Annotated in this window: 12 protein-coding genes and 1 pseudogene; 7 read left to right on the plus strand and 6 right to left on the minus strand. The window is 59.3% G+C overall.

The window, feature by feature from the left end; translation table 11 throughout:
* A partial coding sequence (gene sucB / locus HMPREF2971_RS08200; RefSeq protein WP_070692418.1) for a 2-oxoglutarate dehydrogenase, E2 component, dihydrolipoamide succinyltransferase occupies positions 1–1,045 on the plus strand: 1,045 nt, incomplete at its 5' end.
* Between the two features lie 174 nt (positions 1,046–1,219).
* Here the strand turns inward: sucB and HMPREF2971_RS08205 are convergent.
* The gene (locus HMPREF2971_RS08205; protein ID WP_070692421.1) at positions 1,220–2,932 is read right to left on the minus strand and encodes a peptidase; all 1,713 of its coding nucleotides are present in this window, start codon (positions 2,930–2,932) and stop codon (positions 1,220–1,222) included.
* Positions 2,933–3,140: 208 nt separating this feature from the next.
* Here HMPREF2971_RS08205 and lipB point away from each other — a divergent pair.
* The 5 genes and pseudogenes from lipB to budA form a co-directional block, all read left to right on the plus strand.
* Positions 3,141–3,830 (plus strand): annotated as a pseudogene (lipB, locus tag HMPREF2971_RS08210) (lipoyl(octanoyl) transferase LipB); the annotation flags it as partial.
* Positions 3,831–3,994: 164 nt separating this feature from the next.
* Positions 3,995–5,002: a lipoyl synthase gene (gene lipA / locus HMPREF2971_RS08215; RefSeq protein WP_049349534.1), complete on the plus strand. Its 1,008-nt coding sequence runs from the start codon at positions 3,995–3,997 to the stop codon at positions 5,000–5,002.
* A gap of 209 nt (positions 5,003–5,211) precedes the next feature.
* Positions 5,212–5,928, plus strand: a complete 717-nt coding sequence (locus HMPREF2971_RS08220) for a DUF4191 domain-containing protein (RefSeq protein WP_005505470.1) — start codon at positions 5,212–5,214, stop codon at positions 5,926–5,928.
* A 349-nt stretch (positions 5,929–6,277) separates the two neighbouring features.
* Complete coding sequence (glnA, locus tag HMPREF2971_RS08225; protein WP_005508615.1) at positions 6,278–7,702, plus strand: type I glutamate--ammonia ligase; 1,425 nt, start codon at positions 6,278–6,280, stop codon at positions 7,700–7,702.
* Between the two features lie 554 nt (positions 7,703–8,256).
* Positions 8,257–9,006, plus strand: a complete 750-nt coding sequence (gene budA / locus HMPREF2971_RS08230; protein ID WP_070692424.1) for an acetolactate decarboxylase — start codon at positions 8,257–8,259, stop codon at positions 9,004–9,006.
* Between the two features lie 95 nt (positions 9,007–9,101).
* On the opposite strand, the gene HMPREF2971_RS08235 is transcribed toward budA, so the two are convergent.
* Entirely contained in the window at positions 9,102–9,530 is a 429-nt protein-coding gene (locus HMPREF2971_RS08235) for an HIT family protein (protein ID WP_049361917.1), read from the minus strand.
* Positions 9,531–9,583: 53 nt separating this feature from the next.
* Positions 9,584–10,261 carry an MBL fold metallo-hydrolase gene (locus HMPREF2971_RS08240; RefSeq protein WP_049358563.1) on the minus strand — a complete coding sequence of 226 codons (678 nt, stop codon included), beginning with the start codon at positions 10,259–10,261 and terminating at the stop codon, positions 9,584–9,586.
* Positions 10,262–10,419: 158 nt separating this feature from the next.
* Between HMPREF2971_RS08240 and HMPREF2971_RS08245 the strand changes: the two genes are divergently transcribed.
* The gene (locus tag HMPREF2971_RS08245; protein WP_070634502.1) at positions 10,420–10,884 is read left to right on the plus strand and encodes a Fur family transcriptional regulator; all 465 of its coding nucleotides are present in this window, start codon (positions 10,420–10,422) and stop codon (positions 10,882–10,884) included.
* A 281-nt stretch (positions 10,885–11,165) separates the two neighbouring features.
* On the opposite strand, the gene HMPREF2971_RS08250 is transcribed toward HMPREF2971_RS08245, so the two are convergent.
* Genes HMPREF2971_RS08250 through HMPREF2971_RS08260 form a run of 3 tightly spaced genes read right to left on the minus strand, consistent with a single transcriptional unit; the run spans position 11,166 to position 13,990 of the window.
* Positions 11,166–12,086: a metal ABC transporter permease gene (locus HMPREF2971_RS08250; RefSeq protein WP_070692427.1), complete on the minus strand. Its 921-nt coding sequence runs from the start codon at positions 12,084–12,086 to the stop codon at positions 11,166–11,168.
* Complete coding sequence (locus HMPREF2971_RS08255; RefSeq protein ID WP_005508610.1) at positions 12,083–12,982, minus strand: metal ABC transporter ATP-binding protein; 900 nt, start codon at positions 12,980–12,982, stop codon at positions 12,083–12,085. Before HMPREF2971_RS08255 ends, HMPREF2971_RS08250 begins: the two co-directional genes overlap by 4 nt.
* A complete protein-coding gene (locus HMPREF2971_RS08260) occupies positions 12,983–13,990 on the minus strand; it encodes a metal ABC transporter solute-binding protein, Zn/Mn family (protein WP_012903249.1) in 1,008 nt (335 codons plus the stop codon). It abuts the gene before it with no gap.
* Positions 13,991–14,144: the final 154 nt, after the last annotated feature.

Below are 14,144 nucleotides of genomic sequence, written 5' to 3' on the forward strand. Positions count from 1 at the left end.
CGCAGCTCCCGCTCCGGTTGCTGAGGCTCCTGTTGCTCCGGCTGCACCCGCAGCTCCCGCTGCACCTGCCGCTCCGGCAGCTGCTGAGGGCGAAGCATACGTGACCCCGCTGGTCCGTAAGCTCGCTAAGGACAACGGCATCGACCTGTCCACCGTCAAGGGCACCGGTGTTGGTGGCCGCATCCGCAAGCAGGATGTTCAGGCTGCTATCGCTGCTAAGGGTTCCGCTGCTCCCGCCGCTGCTGCACCCGCTGCACCCGCTGCAGCTGCTGCTCCGGCTGCTGGTTCCGCAAAGGCACCGCACACCTTCGAGGTTTCCCCCAAGCGTGGCACCGTCGAGAAGACCGCACGTATCCGCCAGGTTATTGCAAAGCGTATGCGTGAGTCCCTGGACATCTCCACCCAGCTGACCCAGGTCACCGAGGTTGACGTGACCCGCATCGTTCAGCTGCGTGCAAAGGCTAAGGACGGCTTCGCTGCTCGTGAGGGCGCTAAGCTGACCTTCCTGCCCTTCTTCGTCCAGGCATCCGCTGAGGCTCTGCAGCAGCACCCCGCTCTGAACGCTTCCATGACCGAAGACTACAAGCAGATCACTTACCACGGCTCCGAGAACATCGCTATTGCTGTGGACACCCCCAAGGGTCTGCTGGTTCCCGTCATCAAGAACGCTTCTGACCTGGGCATTGCTGGCCTGGCAAAGGCTATTGGCGACCTGGGTGGCCGTGCACGTACCGGCGACATCTCCCCCGAGGAGCTGTCGGGTTCGACCTTCACCATCACCAACATTGGTTCCTTCGGTGCACTGTTCGACACCCCGATCATCAACCAGCCGAACGTTGCAATCCTCGGCACCGGTTCCATCGTGAAGCGCCCCATGGTTGTTAAGGATGTTGACGGTAACGACGTTATCGCTATCCGCTCCATGTGCTACCTGTCCCTCACCTACGATCACCGCGTGGTCGACGGTGCGGACGCTGGTCGCTTCCTGCACACCCTCAAGACCCGCCTGGAGGAGGCAAACTTCGAGTCTGAGCTGGGCCTCTAAGACCTGCATAGATTCAAGGAAGTTTCCTTGTGGCGGTGCCCTGATGGGTAACCGAGTGTAGCTCTCCGGGTTTTCCCGAACAGCGAGCAAAAAGGCGGCGGTTCCATCCACTTCGGTGGGTGGGGCCGCCGCCTTTTGTTGTGTCCGCGTTTCTACGGTGTCAGCTACGCGGCGTCAGCTAGCCGGTACGGGTTCAGCGCGGGCTATCTCCCAGCCTTTCTCACCGCGGTGCAGGTCGAAGATGACTTTCTGGCGGGTGACGCCGTTTTCTTCGCTGAGTTTACGGGCTTCCTGCTCGGTTTTATCGGCGCGGTAGCCGGGTGCGGAGACTACCGCCATCACGCGGATGTTCTCGCTGTCGCGGCTGAGTTCTTCGGCGGTGTCGACAGTGAGCTCTGCGCCGCCTCGGGCACGGCGTTCTTGGTTTCGCTGGTCAATGAGGGCACGTAGAATCTGATCGCCCTGCGCGCTTTTATCCTGTGCGGCTGTATCCTGTGCGCTCTGATCCTGTGTTGCCGTGTCGCCGGGCGCATGCTCCCCCGCTGCGTTCACGGCTTGAGCGGATACGGGCTGTGCCGTTGCCGGGGCGTTCTGACCGTAGAGGGTGAACCCGAGAGGCAGCGCAATAACCCCCAGCGCGAGCGCGGCGAGCCCCAGGCGCGCGGAGGGGCGGGCGAAAGCACCGCGTAGCGCCGCAAGGCGGGATGAGCCTGTCGCTTCTGCGTTCTTTCCGGCATCTGCATTCTTCGGAGCGGGTGCACTCTTTGCAGGGCTCAATACGGAGCTCGCCACAGGGCTCAACGGCATAGAGCCTGCGGCAGCTGCCGGCTTCTTCACGCGAGGCAAACGTTCCGCTAGGTACCGTTGCGCCTTTTGCGTCTTTGAGAGCCTCTGTACCGGCGCGGGATCCACAGCTGCGGGAATGAGGGCGCGGGCTCGTTCTGAACAGCTCAGGTAGACGTTGAGCGGGCGAGGCGGCACCTCCTCCGCGAGGGCGACCACAGAGCTGAGCCCTGCAAGCGCCGCCTCCTGGTCGGGTGCGTCCAGCAGGTATTCGAGGGCTCTGCCGAGGCGCTCAATCCACTCGTTGCTGGGTGCTCCTTCGGGTGCGGTGCCGACGGCTCCCATCCGCAGTGAAACCATGCGCAGTGAGAGGGGTACGCGGGCGGCGGAGGGTTCCGGTGTGTGCCCGCAGGCGGCTTGCCAGAGCAGGGCTGCTGCTGAGCGTGCGTAGTTGCCCAGGGCGGCGGTGAGCTGTTCCGTGTCTAGAGGAACCGCTTCACGATAGACGGCATCAGGTAGGAGCAGTTTGGGCACTCCGGCGGCGCTCAGAGCGATGTATTCGGCACTCAGCTCGGCGCGCCCCTCCCCTGCCTTTTTAAGGCTGCCGAGCGCCCGGTGCAGAGTGCGTGCCAGGGTCATGAGCTCGGCGGAGTTGAGGGTGCGAGCGCGCAGGAGCTTGTCAAGGGTGCCCGCATCGAGGGGCTCGTACCAGAGGCACAGCTGATCGGCGCTATCGGCGCTCTCACTAGTAACGGCGTGGAGCTTGGCGAGTCCGGGCGCGTTACGCAGGGCGGCGGCTACCTGCGGGGTCTGGGCGTGCCGCTGAGCGGATGCATCCGTGTTTTCCTCGAATCCGTACCCGTTGGCTGCCGCGCGCAGAGTGGGCGCGGCAGGAGCCAGCTGGGCGGAGGGAGCTGGCGGGGCGGGGTGAGAAATGGTGCGCAGGGTGTAGCGTTCGGGGTGCGCGGAGGGCACGGAACGTACGGCGGGTGCGCTCTCAGTGGGTGTACTTGCGGTTGTTCCACCCCGGTACTCAACAATCTGCAGGGTGGGCAGAGCCGGGTTGGCGATGCTTTCCAGAACGTGTGCTTCTTTACTTCTCATACCATCATGTTATCAAATTACATCAAACAATATCTTTAAGCACTCTAAAATAGTTAAAATACTCCAAAGGACCCCAAAGGTTAATTCAGGTATTTATCTGCTTATTCACCGTTCCTCCCCTTGAGCACACCCTCACGTAACATTCCGACGTGTTCGCTCATCACGTGATTCAGGGCGCCCTAATTTTCTTCCCTCCACCAGCAGTACTAAGGTAGAAAGTATGTCTGTGACGATTGAACGCGTGGGCTTCGCCCCGAACTATGTGAACTATGTTGAGTGCCTGGACAAGCAGTACCGCATCCACGATGAGGTGGCTAACCGCACCCGCCAGAATACGATTCTTCTACTTGAGCACGAGGCAGTGATTACTGCCGGTAAACGCACCGAAGACCACGAGTACCCCGCAGACAAGTCCACCCCTGTCGTCAAGATTGACCGCGGCGGCAAGCTGACCTGGCACGGCCCCGGTCAGCTGACCGGCTACCCGATTCTGCGCCTGCCCGAGCCCATTGACGTGGTGGCGTATGTGCGCATCGTCGAGGAAATCATCATTAACGTCCTGGCTGGTCTGGGCATTAAGGGTGAGCGCGTTGAGGGCCGTAGCGGCGTATGGATTCTGGGCGACGGCATCACCCAGGACAAGAAGATCGCGGCACTGGGCATGCGCGTTTCGCGTAACACCACCATGCACGGCTTCGCGATTAACTGCTGCAACGACACCGCGCCTTTCCAGCAGTTCATTCCCTGCGGCATTAGCGATGCGGGTGTTACCACTATTTCGGAGCAGCTGGGCCGCACCGTCACCCCCGCCGATATTTTGGAGCCGCTGGAGGCAGAGCTTCTGAAGTACCAGGACCGCCTGGCAGAGTCTTTCGAGCCCATTGCGGCGCAGGACTAAACGCAGGGTTAGACGCAGTCAAGAAGCATCGAACGGGTCGTACACGTAACGCGTCCGGCTTTGTTCGTCATATACGAAAACCAGTTTCACCTACGCCTGAGCGGGCGTAAAATAGAAGATGGCCCACCTGCACAGAGGGCACATCTAGACCAAGGAGAAGACTTTTGAGCACCGCACCTGAAGGACGCAAGCTACTGCGTGTGGAGGCCCGCAACGCTGAGGTTCCCATTGAGAAGAAGCCTCACTGGATTAAGACCAAGGCTATTGTTGGCCCCGAATACAACGAGATGCGCGAGCTGGCTCGCGGTCAGGGCCTGCACACCGTGTGTGAAGAGGCAGGCTGCCCCAATATTTACGAGTGTTGGGAAGACCGTGAGGCAACCTACCTGATTGGTGGCTCCGAGTGCACTCGCCGTTGCGACTTCTGCAATATTGCGACCGGCAAGCCCGTCGCTGTTGACTATGCTGAGCCGTTCAAGGTTGCTAAGAACGTGAAGGTCATGGGTCTGCGTTACGCAACCGTGACCGGTGTTGCTCGTGACGACTTGGAAGACGGCGGTGCGTGGCTGTACGCAGAGACCACCCGCCAGATTCACAAGATGTGCCCGAACACCGGCGTTGAGATGCTCGTCCCCGACTTCAAGGGTGTTCCCGAGCATGTTCAGAAGGTGATTGACGCTAAGCCCGAGGTGTTCGCGCACAACCTGGAGACCGTCCCCCGTATCTTCCGTCAGATTCGCCCGGCATTCCGTTACGAGCGTTCCCTGGATGTTATTACCCAGGCTAAGGAAGGCGGCATGGTCACCAAGTCCAACCTGATTCTGGGAATGGGCGAGACCGACGACGAGATTTACGAGGCGCTGTGCGATCTGCACGATGCTGGCTGCGACATCATTACCCTCACCCAGTACCTGCGCCCCGGCCCGCTCTTCCACCCGATTGAGCGTTGGGTGAAGCCGCAGCAGTTCGTGGACTTCGCGAACATGGCTGAGGAGATCGGTTTCGCCGGCGTTATGGCGGGCCCGATGGTTCGTTCTTCGTACCGCGCAGGTCGCCTGTGGGCTCGTGCAATGCGTAAGAACGGCTACCCGATCCCCGAGAACCTTGCCCACATTGAGGGTGAGGGCGCAGCCCTGCAGGAAGCCTCCACCCTGGTGGCTGCAGGCTACTAAGCCTTTTCAGAATCTTTCTGAGAGCGTTGAGGCTCCTCGAACCCGGTGTTCGTCCGGTGTTCGGGGAGCCTCCCCTTATACCCCGTCCCTTGTGTGGGTAGGGTAAACTAGAAAAATTGCAGGCATACACTGCATCGTTACGTCACTATGGTTCCGTGAGCGTTTGAGGCGCTTCTCGGGGCCGCGGAAGAACCAGCCGAGGAAGAATCGTGGCAGATAAGCGCGAAGAGAAGAAAAAGAAGAAGGAACGCACTCCGGGCACTTTCGCCCAGATGAAGCAGGTCTACCAGATGACCAAGAAGTCCGACCCGAATATTGGTTGGATTCTGAGTCTGTCGGCTCTGGGTACCCTTTTGGTTTTCCTCCTCATCGGTATTGCCCTGGGTAACTGGATTACTTTCCTGATTCTGGGTCTGGGCGTTGCCGCTATTGTGGCGATGCTTCTGCTAGGTCGCCGCGCGCAGACTGCGGCTTTTGCTCAGATTGAGAACCAGCCCGGTCGTAGTGGTGCAGCGATGAACTCGGTGCGCCGCGGTTGGATTGTTGAGGAGCAGCCCGTTGCTGCGAACCGCAACCAGGATCTGGTGTTCCGTGCGCTGGGCCGTCCCGGTATTGTGCTGGTGACCGAGGGCCCTCACAGCCGTGTGAACTCGCTGGTGAACACTGAAAAGAAGCACCTGGCTCGTGTGGCTCCCGGTGTGCCGGTTCACGTGATTGAGACCGGTCACGATGAGGGTCAGGTTGAGCTCAAGGACGTTGTGAAGACCATGAATAAGCTGCCGAAGGCTCTGACTCAGCAGGAGATGCAGGTTGTTTCTGGTCGCCTGAGCACTCTGAACACTATGCGTAACCCGATGAATGGTCTGCCGAAGGGTGTTGACCCGATGCGTGCACGCCCCGACCGTCGTGCGATGCGCGGCCGCTAAGCGAGACGCTGATATAAGGTTTTGAAGGCTCCGGCTCTTCCCGTGTGGGGAGGACCGGGGCCTTTTGTTACGCCCGATTATTGCGCTGCTGAGGGCATTGATACTGGCTTTGCTACTGGCTCTACTGAGGGCGTTAGCATCTCTACTGTGTGTCGTGAGACAACCAAGATGTAACTCCTTTCCAGGATTTGTAACATTACCGAAACACGATAGTCACGCACGCGCAAAAAATAACCACTATGCTTGATATGTCACAGGGTTTTGCCCGCGGCCAAAAACTAAACCAAAGACTGAATGTGATGAGGGAAGATACCCTCCTGCACCGTCAGTCGAACAAGGAGCAGTCCTCATGTTTACCAGCCCCCAGGAAGTTCTCGACTTTATCAAGAACGAAGAAGTAGTCTTCGTTGATATCCGATTCACCGACATGCCCGGCGTGCAGCAGCACTTCAACCTGCCCGCTAAGGCGATTGATGACGATTTCTTCGTCAACGGCCAGCTTTTTGATGGCTCCTCCATTCGCGGCTTCCAGGGCATTGCAGAGTCCGACATGCAGCTGATCCCCGACGTTCAGTCCGCGTACGTTGACCCCTTCCGCATTGAGAAGACCCTGGTCATCATCTGCTCCATCGTGAACCCCCGCACCGGCGAGCCCTACCACCGTGACCCCCGCGGCGTCGCTGAGCGCGCCGAGGCTTACCTGCAGTCCACCGGCATTGCAGACACCGCGTTCTTTGCATCCGAGGCTGAATTCTTCGTCTTCGAGGACGTTCGCTACCAGGTCGAGCCGAACTCCGTGTTCTACAAGATCGACTCCGATGAGGCACCCTGGAACACCGGCCGCAAGGAAGAGGGCGGCAACCTGGGCAACAAGACCCCCGTCAAGGGCGGATACTTCCCCGTCTCCCCCGTCGACAAGCAGGCTGATCTGCGTGACGCAATGTGCGTAGCAATGGACGAGGTTGGCCTTGAGGTTGAGCGTAGCCACCACGAGGTGGGCGCAGCCGGCCAGGCAGAAATCAACTACAAGTTCGACACCCTCACCAAGGCTGCTGACGACCTGCTGAAGTTCAAGTACGTCATCAAGGGCACCGCAGACGCATGGGGCAAGTCCGTGACCTTCATGCCCAAGCCCGTGTTCGGCGACAACGGCTCCGGTATGCACTGCCACCAGTCGCTGTGGCAGGACGGCGAGCCCCTCTTCTACGATGAGCGCGGCTACGCTAACCTCTCTGACACCGCACGCTGGTACATTGGCGGTCTGATTGAGCACTCCTCCGCTGTTCTGGCGTTCACCAACCCGACCGTGAACTCTTACAAGCGTCTGGTTCCCGGCTACGAGGCTCCCATCAACATGGTGTACTCGCAGGGTAACCGTTCCGCTGGTATCCGCATCCCGATTACCGGCACCAACCCGAAGGCTAAGCGCCTGGAGTTCCGTGCACCGGACCCCTCCGCTAACCCCTACTTCGCGTTCGCTGCTCAGCTGATGGCTGGTCTGGACGGTATCCGTAACCGTATTGAGCCGCCGGCACCGATCGATAAGGACCTGTACGAGCTGCCCGCTGAAGAGGCTAAGGACATCAAGAAGGCTCCGGCTAACCTGGAGGAGGCTCTGGCTGCTCTGGAGGCTGACCACGACTTCCTACTCGAGGGCGGCGTCTTCACCGAGGACCTGATTCAGGCGTGGATTGACTACAAGCGTAAGAACGAGCTGGAGCCGCTCTCGCTGGTTCCGCACCCGCTTGAGTACCAGCTGTACTACGGCGTCTAATCTTTCTTCCTGAACGGTGCCCCTTGTAGGGGGTGCGTTCTGGAGAACAGGCAACGGCCTATATGTTCCTCTGGGAACGTATGGGTCGTTGTTGTGTGCTCGGGCATATCTCTACGGATTTCTATCTTGCTGTAGCACTTTTGGCGACAGTACGTGTCCAATATTTTTCTGCTTCGTTGAGCCTCGTGTATCTTAGTTGCGCTTAGAGCGGCTCTAAGGGCTAAGCTGTTGGTGCTGGCGTTCCCTCCCTTTTTGTCGTGCAACCGGAGGGAATGCCAGTCTATTTTTATGCCCTTGTGCAGTTGACTGCTTTCAGCACTCTAGAGGCCACATCATAAGATGTTGTACCCGCTAGTCCCGGGGTTCTTCCTGCACGGGCGTACAATGAAAGTGCGTGCGCCCGGCCGGCGGCACCTACGAATTCCGCGAGAAACGACACTGAATGCCGTGTTCTCCCTACCGCCCCTCACACTCTCAGCATCAGCTAGGGCGGCTATCGCCGATGACCGACCGACCCGTCTGACGCCGCATCCACTGTAACGAGGAGAAATCTTATGGCATATCAGCCGACCATCCTAAACGGTGAAACTGTTTTCCGTAACGAAGTTTTTCAAACCGGCCTCATGTCCCAGCTGCTCGACGGCATCTACGATGGCGAGATGACCATCGGTGAGCTCCTGAGCCACGGCAACTTCGGTGTGGGTACCTTCAACGGCCTCGACGGCGAAATGGTCGTCCTCGACGGCGTCTGCTACCAGGTACGCCACGACGGCTCCGTATCCCTGCCCGACCTGCGCCAGCAGACCCCCTACGCCGTGGTCACCAACTTCGTGCCCATGATTAAGCGCGAACTGCCGCTGAACCTGCTGCGTAAGTCTGCCTCGCAGATTCTGGATGACTTCACCGTCTCCAAGAACTACATGTACGCCATCAAGATTTACGGCGAGTTCGAATGGGTCCGCACCCGCACCGTCATCAAGCAGGAGAAGCCCTACCCGAAGATGGTAGCCGCAACCGAAAATGAAGACATCGTCCAGTTTGACAACGTGACCGGTACGATTGTTGGTTTCCGTACGCCCATCTACGAGCAGGGTATTTCGGTTCCCGGTTGCCACGCTCACTTCATCGACGACGATCACGTTCAAGGCGGCCACGTAGTCGACTTCAAGCTGCGCTCCGCTAAGGTCGAGATTTGCCCCGGTACCGGTCTGCAGCTGCACCTGCCGCTGACCCCCGAGTTCTCCTCCGCTAACCTCTCCCCCGAGGACCTGGCTGAGCAGATTTCCAAGGCTGAAAAGCACTAAGCTTCTTTCCCACCGGGATACAGCAACGAAGGAGCCGCCCTCTACAAATCTGTAGAGGGCGGCTCCTTCGTGTTTATACGCGCTGTAAACGGCGCTTACGCCTCGGGCACGAACTCGCCGTGGCCGCGCTCGCGCAGGGCGGCACGCACCTTCTCAGCGGCCGCATCCAGCTCTTCGGCGGTAGCATCCTTCTTCGCGTTAGCGGGATCGTAATCAGCCATGCCGTCAGCCGGGAACAGGTGGATGTGGGTGTGCGGAACGTCGAAGCCCGCAATCATCAGAGCCACACGGTCCTTATCAAATGCCTGATCCAGGGCACCAGAAATCTTGTGCGCCACAGCGAACAGGTGCGCCGCCAGCTCAGCCGGCAGGTCGGGCCAACGGTCGACCTCAGCGCGGGGAACGAGCAGCAGGTGACCTTCCGACAGGGGCATGATGTCCAGGAAGGCGACGCAATGCTCGTCCTTCCAGACGAAACGACCCGGGATTTCGCCATCAATAATCTTGGTAAAAATTGTGCTCACAATACTCTCCTTCATGCGCCGTCATCGGCGCGTTTGAAGCTCAACGGTCAGGCTTACGCCTCAACCTCAATACTCTCACCGGGGTTCAGGTGCTTCAGCTCAGTGCCGTACTTCGCACCGAAGTTCGTCACCAGGCCTTCAATAATGCCGGTGCCATTCTGATTAATCATGCCGTTGTGAATCGGAACCACACGCTGCGCGCCGGTCGCAATCACAAAATCGATGACTTCCTGAACCTTCGACCAGGGGGCGTGAATCGGCACCAGGACGGTATTTGCACGCACGCGGTGAGGAACCACCAGCGAGTCACCCGGGTGGTACACGGCACCGTTAATCAGGTAACCAACGTTAGCGATGGTCTGAATCAGCGGGTGAATCAGGGCGTGCTGACCGCCGTAGGTCTTCACCTCAAAACCGGGGATGCTGAACTCAGAATCAGAGGAAACAACGGTAACCTCGGCAGCGGGTACAGCTTCCTTGATGACCTGGGCGACAGCCTCGGGAGCCCAAATCTTCAACGGGGTCTGTGACTCGGCACGCTCAGCAATCAGCGGCAGCACCGACGGGCCATCAAAATGATCCGGATGCGCGTGGGTCACGAACAGGTAATCGGCGCCTTCCAGCGCGGTGGCGTGTTCGCCTTCTGCAGCAAAGTTACCGGGGTCAAGAACGAGGGTGCGCCCCTCATTTTCAAGGCGGATACATGAGTGGGTGTACTTCGTCATTTTCATAGTTTTAGTCTACCGTTAACCCTCATTCGTGCCTGTTGATGACTTCAATTTTTGAGATAAAGCGCAAATCAACCACCTTTTGAACGCCTCTAGTGTAAAGTCGTAAGACAAGATCGACCACACAATGGGGCGGGCCTTCCGCCCCGAAAGGTTCAGCAATGGACACTCATATTCCCGTACGGAGAATTACGAAGCCCGCCGAAGCCCGAAATACCCGCCAGCGTCGTATCATCAAGGCGACCATGGAAGAGCTCGGCGATTTCATCTCAGCACAGGATCTGCACCTGACCCTCGCGAACCGCAAGGAACAGGTCTCTCTCGCAACCACCTACCGCGTGCTGCAGTCGCTGGCTAACGCCGGTGAGCTCGACTCGGTCAAGGGCGTTGAGGGTGAGACGCTGTACCGCCACTGCCGGGTGAAAGATCACCACCACCACCTGCTCTGCCGCCGATGCGGCACCGCCATTGAGCTAGAAGCACCCGCCCTTGAGGACTGGGCACTAGCGATGGGTAAGCAGCACGGCTTCTCGGAGCTGGAGCACGTGGTTGAAGTGACCGGCTACTGCCCGGACTGCACTTTAGCACGTCGCGAGGAAGAAGCGCAGGGCGGCACTGCACGCTAACGTTGCAGGCCAAGCCGCAACCTCTAAGCCCCTCATCTGAGGAGCTATCCCCCATCGAGGGAAAACCTTCTCAACGAAGGAAACGGCGCCTTCAAGATCTTTGACGCCGCTACAGCACGACACACAGGGCATCTGGACAGAGCAATCTGGACAAGGCAACACAACGCCACGCAGACTAAGCCCACGCCGCACCGGGAGAAACCCCTTTTCACAGCCGGCATCCATGCACGACAACGAAAGAGCCCCACCTCATTCCCGAGGTGGGGCTCTTTCTATAGGTCTTATGCCTTCTCAGCCAGCTGGCGGCCCGACGCGCTATGGCGACGCTTCACGCCACCAATCACACGGCACACCACATAAATCAGGAAGGAAATACTGGTCACGTAGGGGCTAATGGGCAGCGAACCGGCAAGAGCCAGCAGAATACCGCCCACAATGGACGCCTCCGCGAACAGCACCGACAGGATTAGGGTGCGCACCGGAGATGCCGTTACCTGCATCGCCGCAGCCGCCGGAGTAATCAGCAGCGCCAGCACCAGCAGCGAACCGACCACCTGCACCGACAGCGCCACAGCAATACCCAGAATCACCATGAACACCAGGGACAGGAAGCGCATCGGCACGCCCTTAGCGCGCGCCACCTCCGGGTCCAGGGAGGCGAAGCTCAGCGGGCGCCACACCATCACCAGCAGGGAAATAATAACCACCGCACCAATAATCATGGTGTGCAGCTGGTCGGCGTCCACAGACACAATCTGACCGGTCAGCAGACCAAACTTATTCGCGCTACGGCCCTGGTACAGGGAGAGGAAGAGAATACCCAAGCCCAAGCCAAACGGCATGAGCGCACCAATCACCGAGTTTGATTCACTCGCTTTGGAACCCAGAAACGCAATCAGCAGAGCCGAGGCAATCGAACCAATCATGGAGCCGGTCACCACGTCATAGCCGAGCAACAGGGCAAGGGCGGCACCCGCAAAAGACATTTCAGAAATGCCATGCACCGCAAAGGCGTGGTCGCGCATCATCACGAAAATACCGACGAAACCACCGATAAGCCCCAGAACAGCGCCAGCAAAAATAGAGTTCTGCAGCATCTGCAGCAGCTCACCATAGCGGTCAAAGACGAAGATACGGGAGAGCAAATCATTCTGCGCGGCAGCAACCGGAGCCAGAGTGGGGAGGGAAGCAAGAATGGTCATCGAGTGGTTCCTCCCGGAAGGTGTAGGGTGCGCTGCGGTTCAGAGAGACCAGACTTCAGGTGGGAGCCGTGAATGTTCTGGTCGGTGCCCTCAATATGGCAGTGGTCGCTGGCGTGAGTCTCACCCACCACCACGTAACGGCCATTAGACTTGAGCACGCTCACCGGGGTTCCGTACAGGGAGGTGAGAGTCTCGCTGGTCATGACCTCTTCCACCGACCCGACCGTGAAACGACCGTTCGCCAGGTAGAGCACACGATCCACATGCTCAATGATGGGGTTGATTTCGTGGGTCACGAACACTACCGCCACGCCGCGTTCACGGTTGAACCGGTGAATCAGCTCAGCCACCGCGTACTGGTGGTTGAGGTCCAGGGAGAGTAGCGCCTCGTCAGCCAGCAGAATCTTCGGGTCGTTCGCGAGCGCCTGGGCGATACGCAGGCGCTGCTGCTCACCGCCGGAGAGCAGCCCCACCGGCACGTTCGCGTATTCGGTCGCGCCGACGGCTTCGAGGAGTTCGTCAACCTTGGCGCGGTATTTGCGGCCGTGCAGGCGGATGCCCCAGCGGTGCCCGTCCACGCCAAGTCCCACGAGGTCGCGGGCACGCATCGGGGTGGAGGTGGGGATGGACTTCTGCTGCGGTACGTAGCCGACGCCAGCGTTGCCCAAACGTGCGGGTTTGCCGAGCACAGAGATTTCTCCGGCGTTGAGTCCGGTCAAGCCGAGAACGACTTTGAGGAAGGTGGACTTGCCGGAGCCGTTGGGTCCGAGCACGGCGAAGTATTCGCCTGCGCCGATGTCGAGGGTTAGATCTTTCCAGAGGGTGCGGGCCCCGAAAGCGAGGCTACCCCCGCGAATGGAAATCGCGGGGGCGGCACCGTTATTGTTGTCAGTCACTTAGGAGAGCGCCTTTTCGAGGTTGCTGACGTTGGTCTTCATCCATGCCAGGTAGTTGGTGTTTTCCGGCAGGGTTTCGGTGAAGGATACGTAGTTCACCGAGGCGTCCTTAGCGGCCTGCAGCACCTCGTTGGTCTGGGAGGTGGAGGTCTGCTCGTTGTAGGCGAGTAGCTGGACCTTCTTCTCGGTGACCATGTCCTTGGTTTCCTTCAGGACGAGTGCGGGGACGTCGTTGCCGGCTTCGGCCGCCTCAGCAAATTCACTGGGGGTTGCGTTCTCTGCGCCGGTGGAGGAAATCAGGTAGTCCGGCACGGGCTCGGTGGACAGGTACTTCTTGCCTTCACCGGCGATTGCCTTAGCTGCTGCGTCCAGTGCGTCCAGTTCCTTGGAGAAGGTGGATGCGTTGGTGCGGAACGCCTCAGCGTGTGCGGAGTCGAGGCCTGCGAGCTCTTCAGCGATCTTCTGGGCGACCTTCTTCATGGTTTCGAAGTCGTACCAGAGGTGCTCATTGAACTCGTGTGCGTGGGCGTGGTCGCCGCCGTCTTCGTGGTGTTCGCCGCCGCGGTGGTCCTCGACCAGGTGGGTGTATTCGGCGTCGGTGAGCTTGCCGCTGACCTTGACCGCGTTCACGATCTTCTGGGAGGCGTTGTCCTTGCCTGCGAGGTCTTCGAGGAACAGGTCGTAGCCTGCGCCGTTGATGACGATCAGGGATGCGTCCTTTGCCTTGAGACGGTCGGCGCTGGTGGCTTCGTAAGAGTGGGGGTCGGTGCTGGTGGAGGCAATGAGCGCGGTGACCTCAATGTAGTCGCCGCCAACCTGCTTGGCGATGTCTGCGTAGACGTCGGTGGAGGCGACGACCTTCACCTTGCCCTTGTTAGAGCCAGCCGAGGAGGACGAACCGGAGGAGGTCTTGTTCTCGGTTGCGCAGCCTGCCAGCAGCAGGGAGGACGCAGCGAGTGAGCCCATTGCGGTGAGGAAGTGCTTGCGGGTGATCTTCGGGTGCGACATGAGGGCTCTCTTTCGGTTCGTTCTAGTCTGTAGGTTCCTTAACTACATCATGCGCACACCCGTATAAACAACTCTTTATTGGTGTCATTTGGGTGCTGTTAGGCAACCCTTTTCCCTGTCAGTAGCTTATGCAACAGGGATAGTTAGCTCAGCC

It is taken from the genome of Rothia sp. HMSC066G07, from assembly GCF_001814485.1.
Lineage (GTDB): Bacteria > Actinomycetota > Actinomycetes > Actinomycetales > Micrococcaceae > Rothia.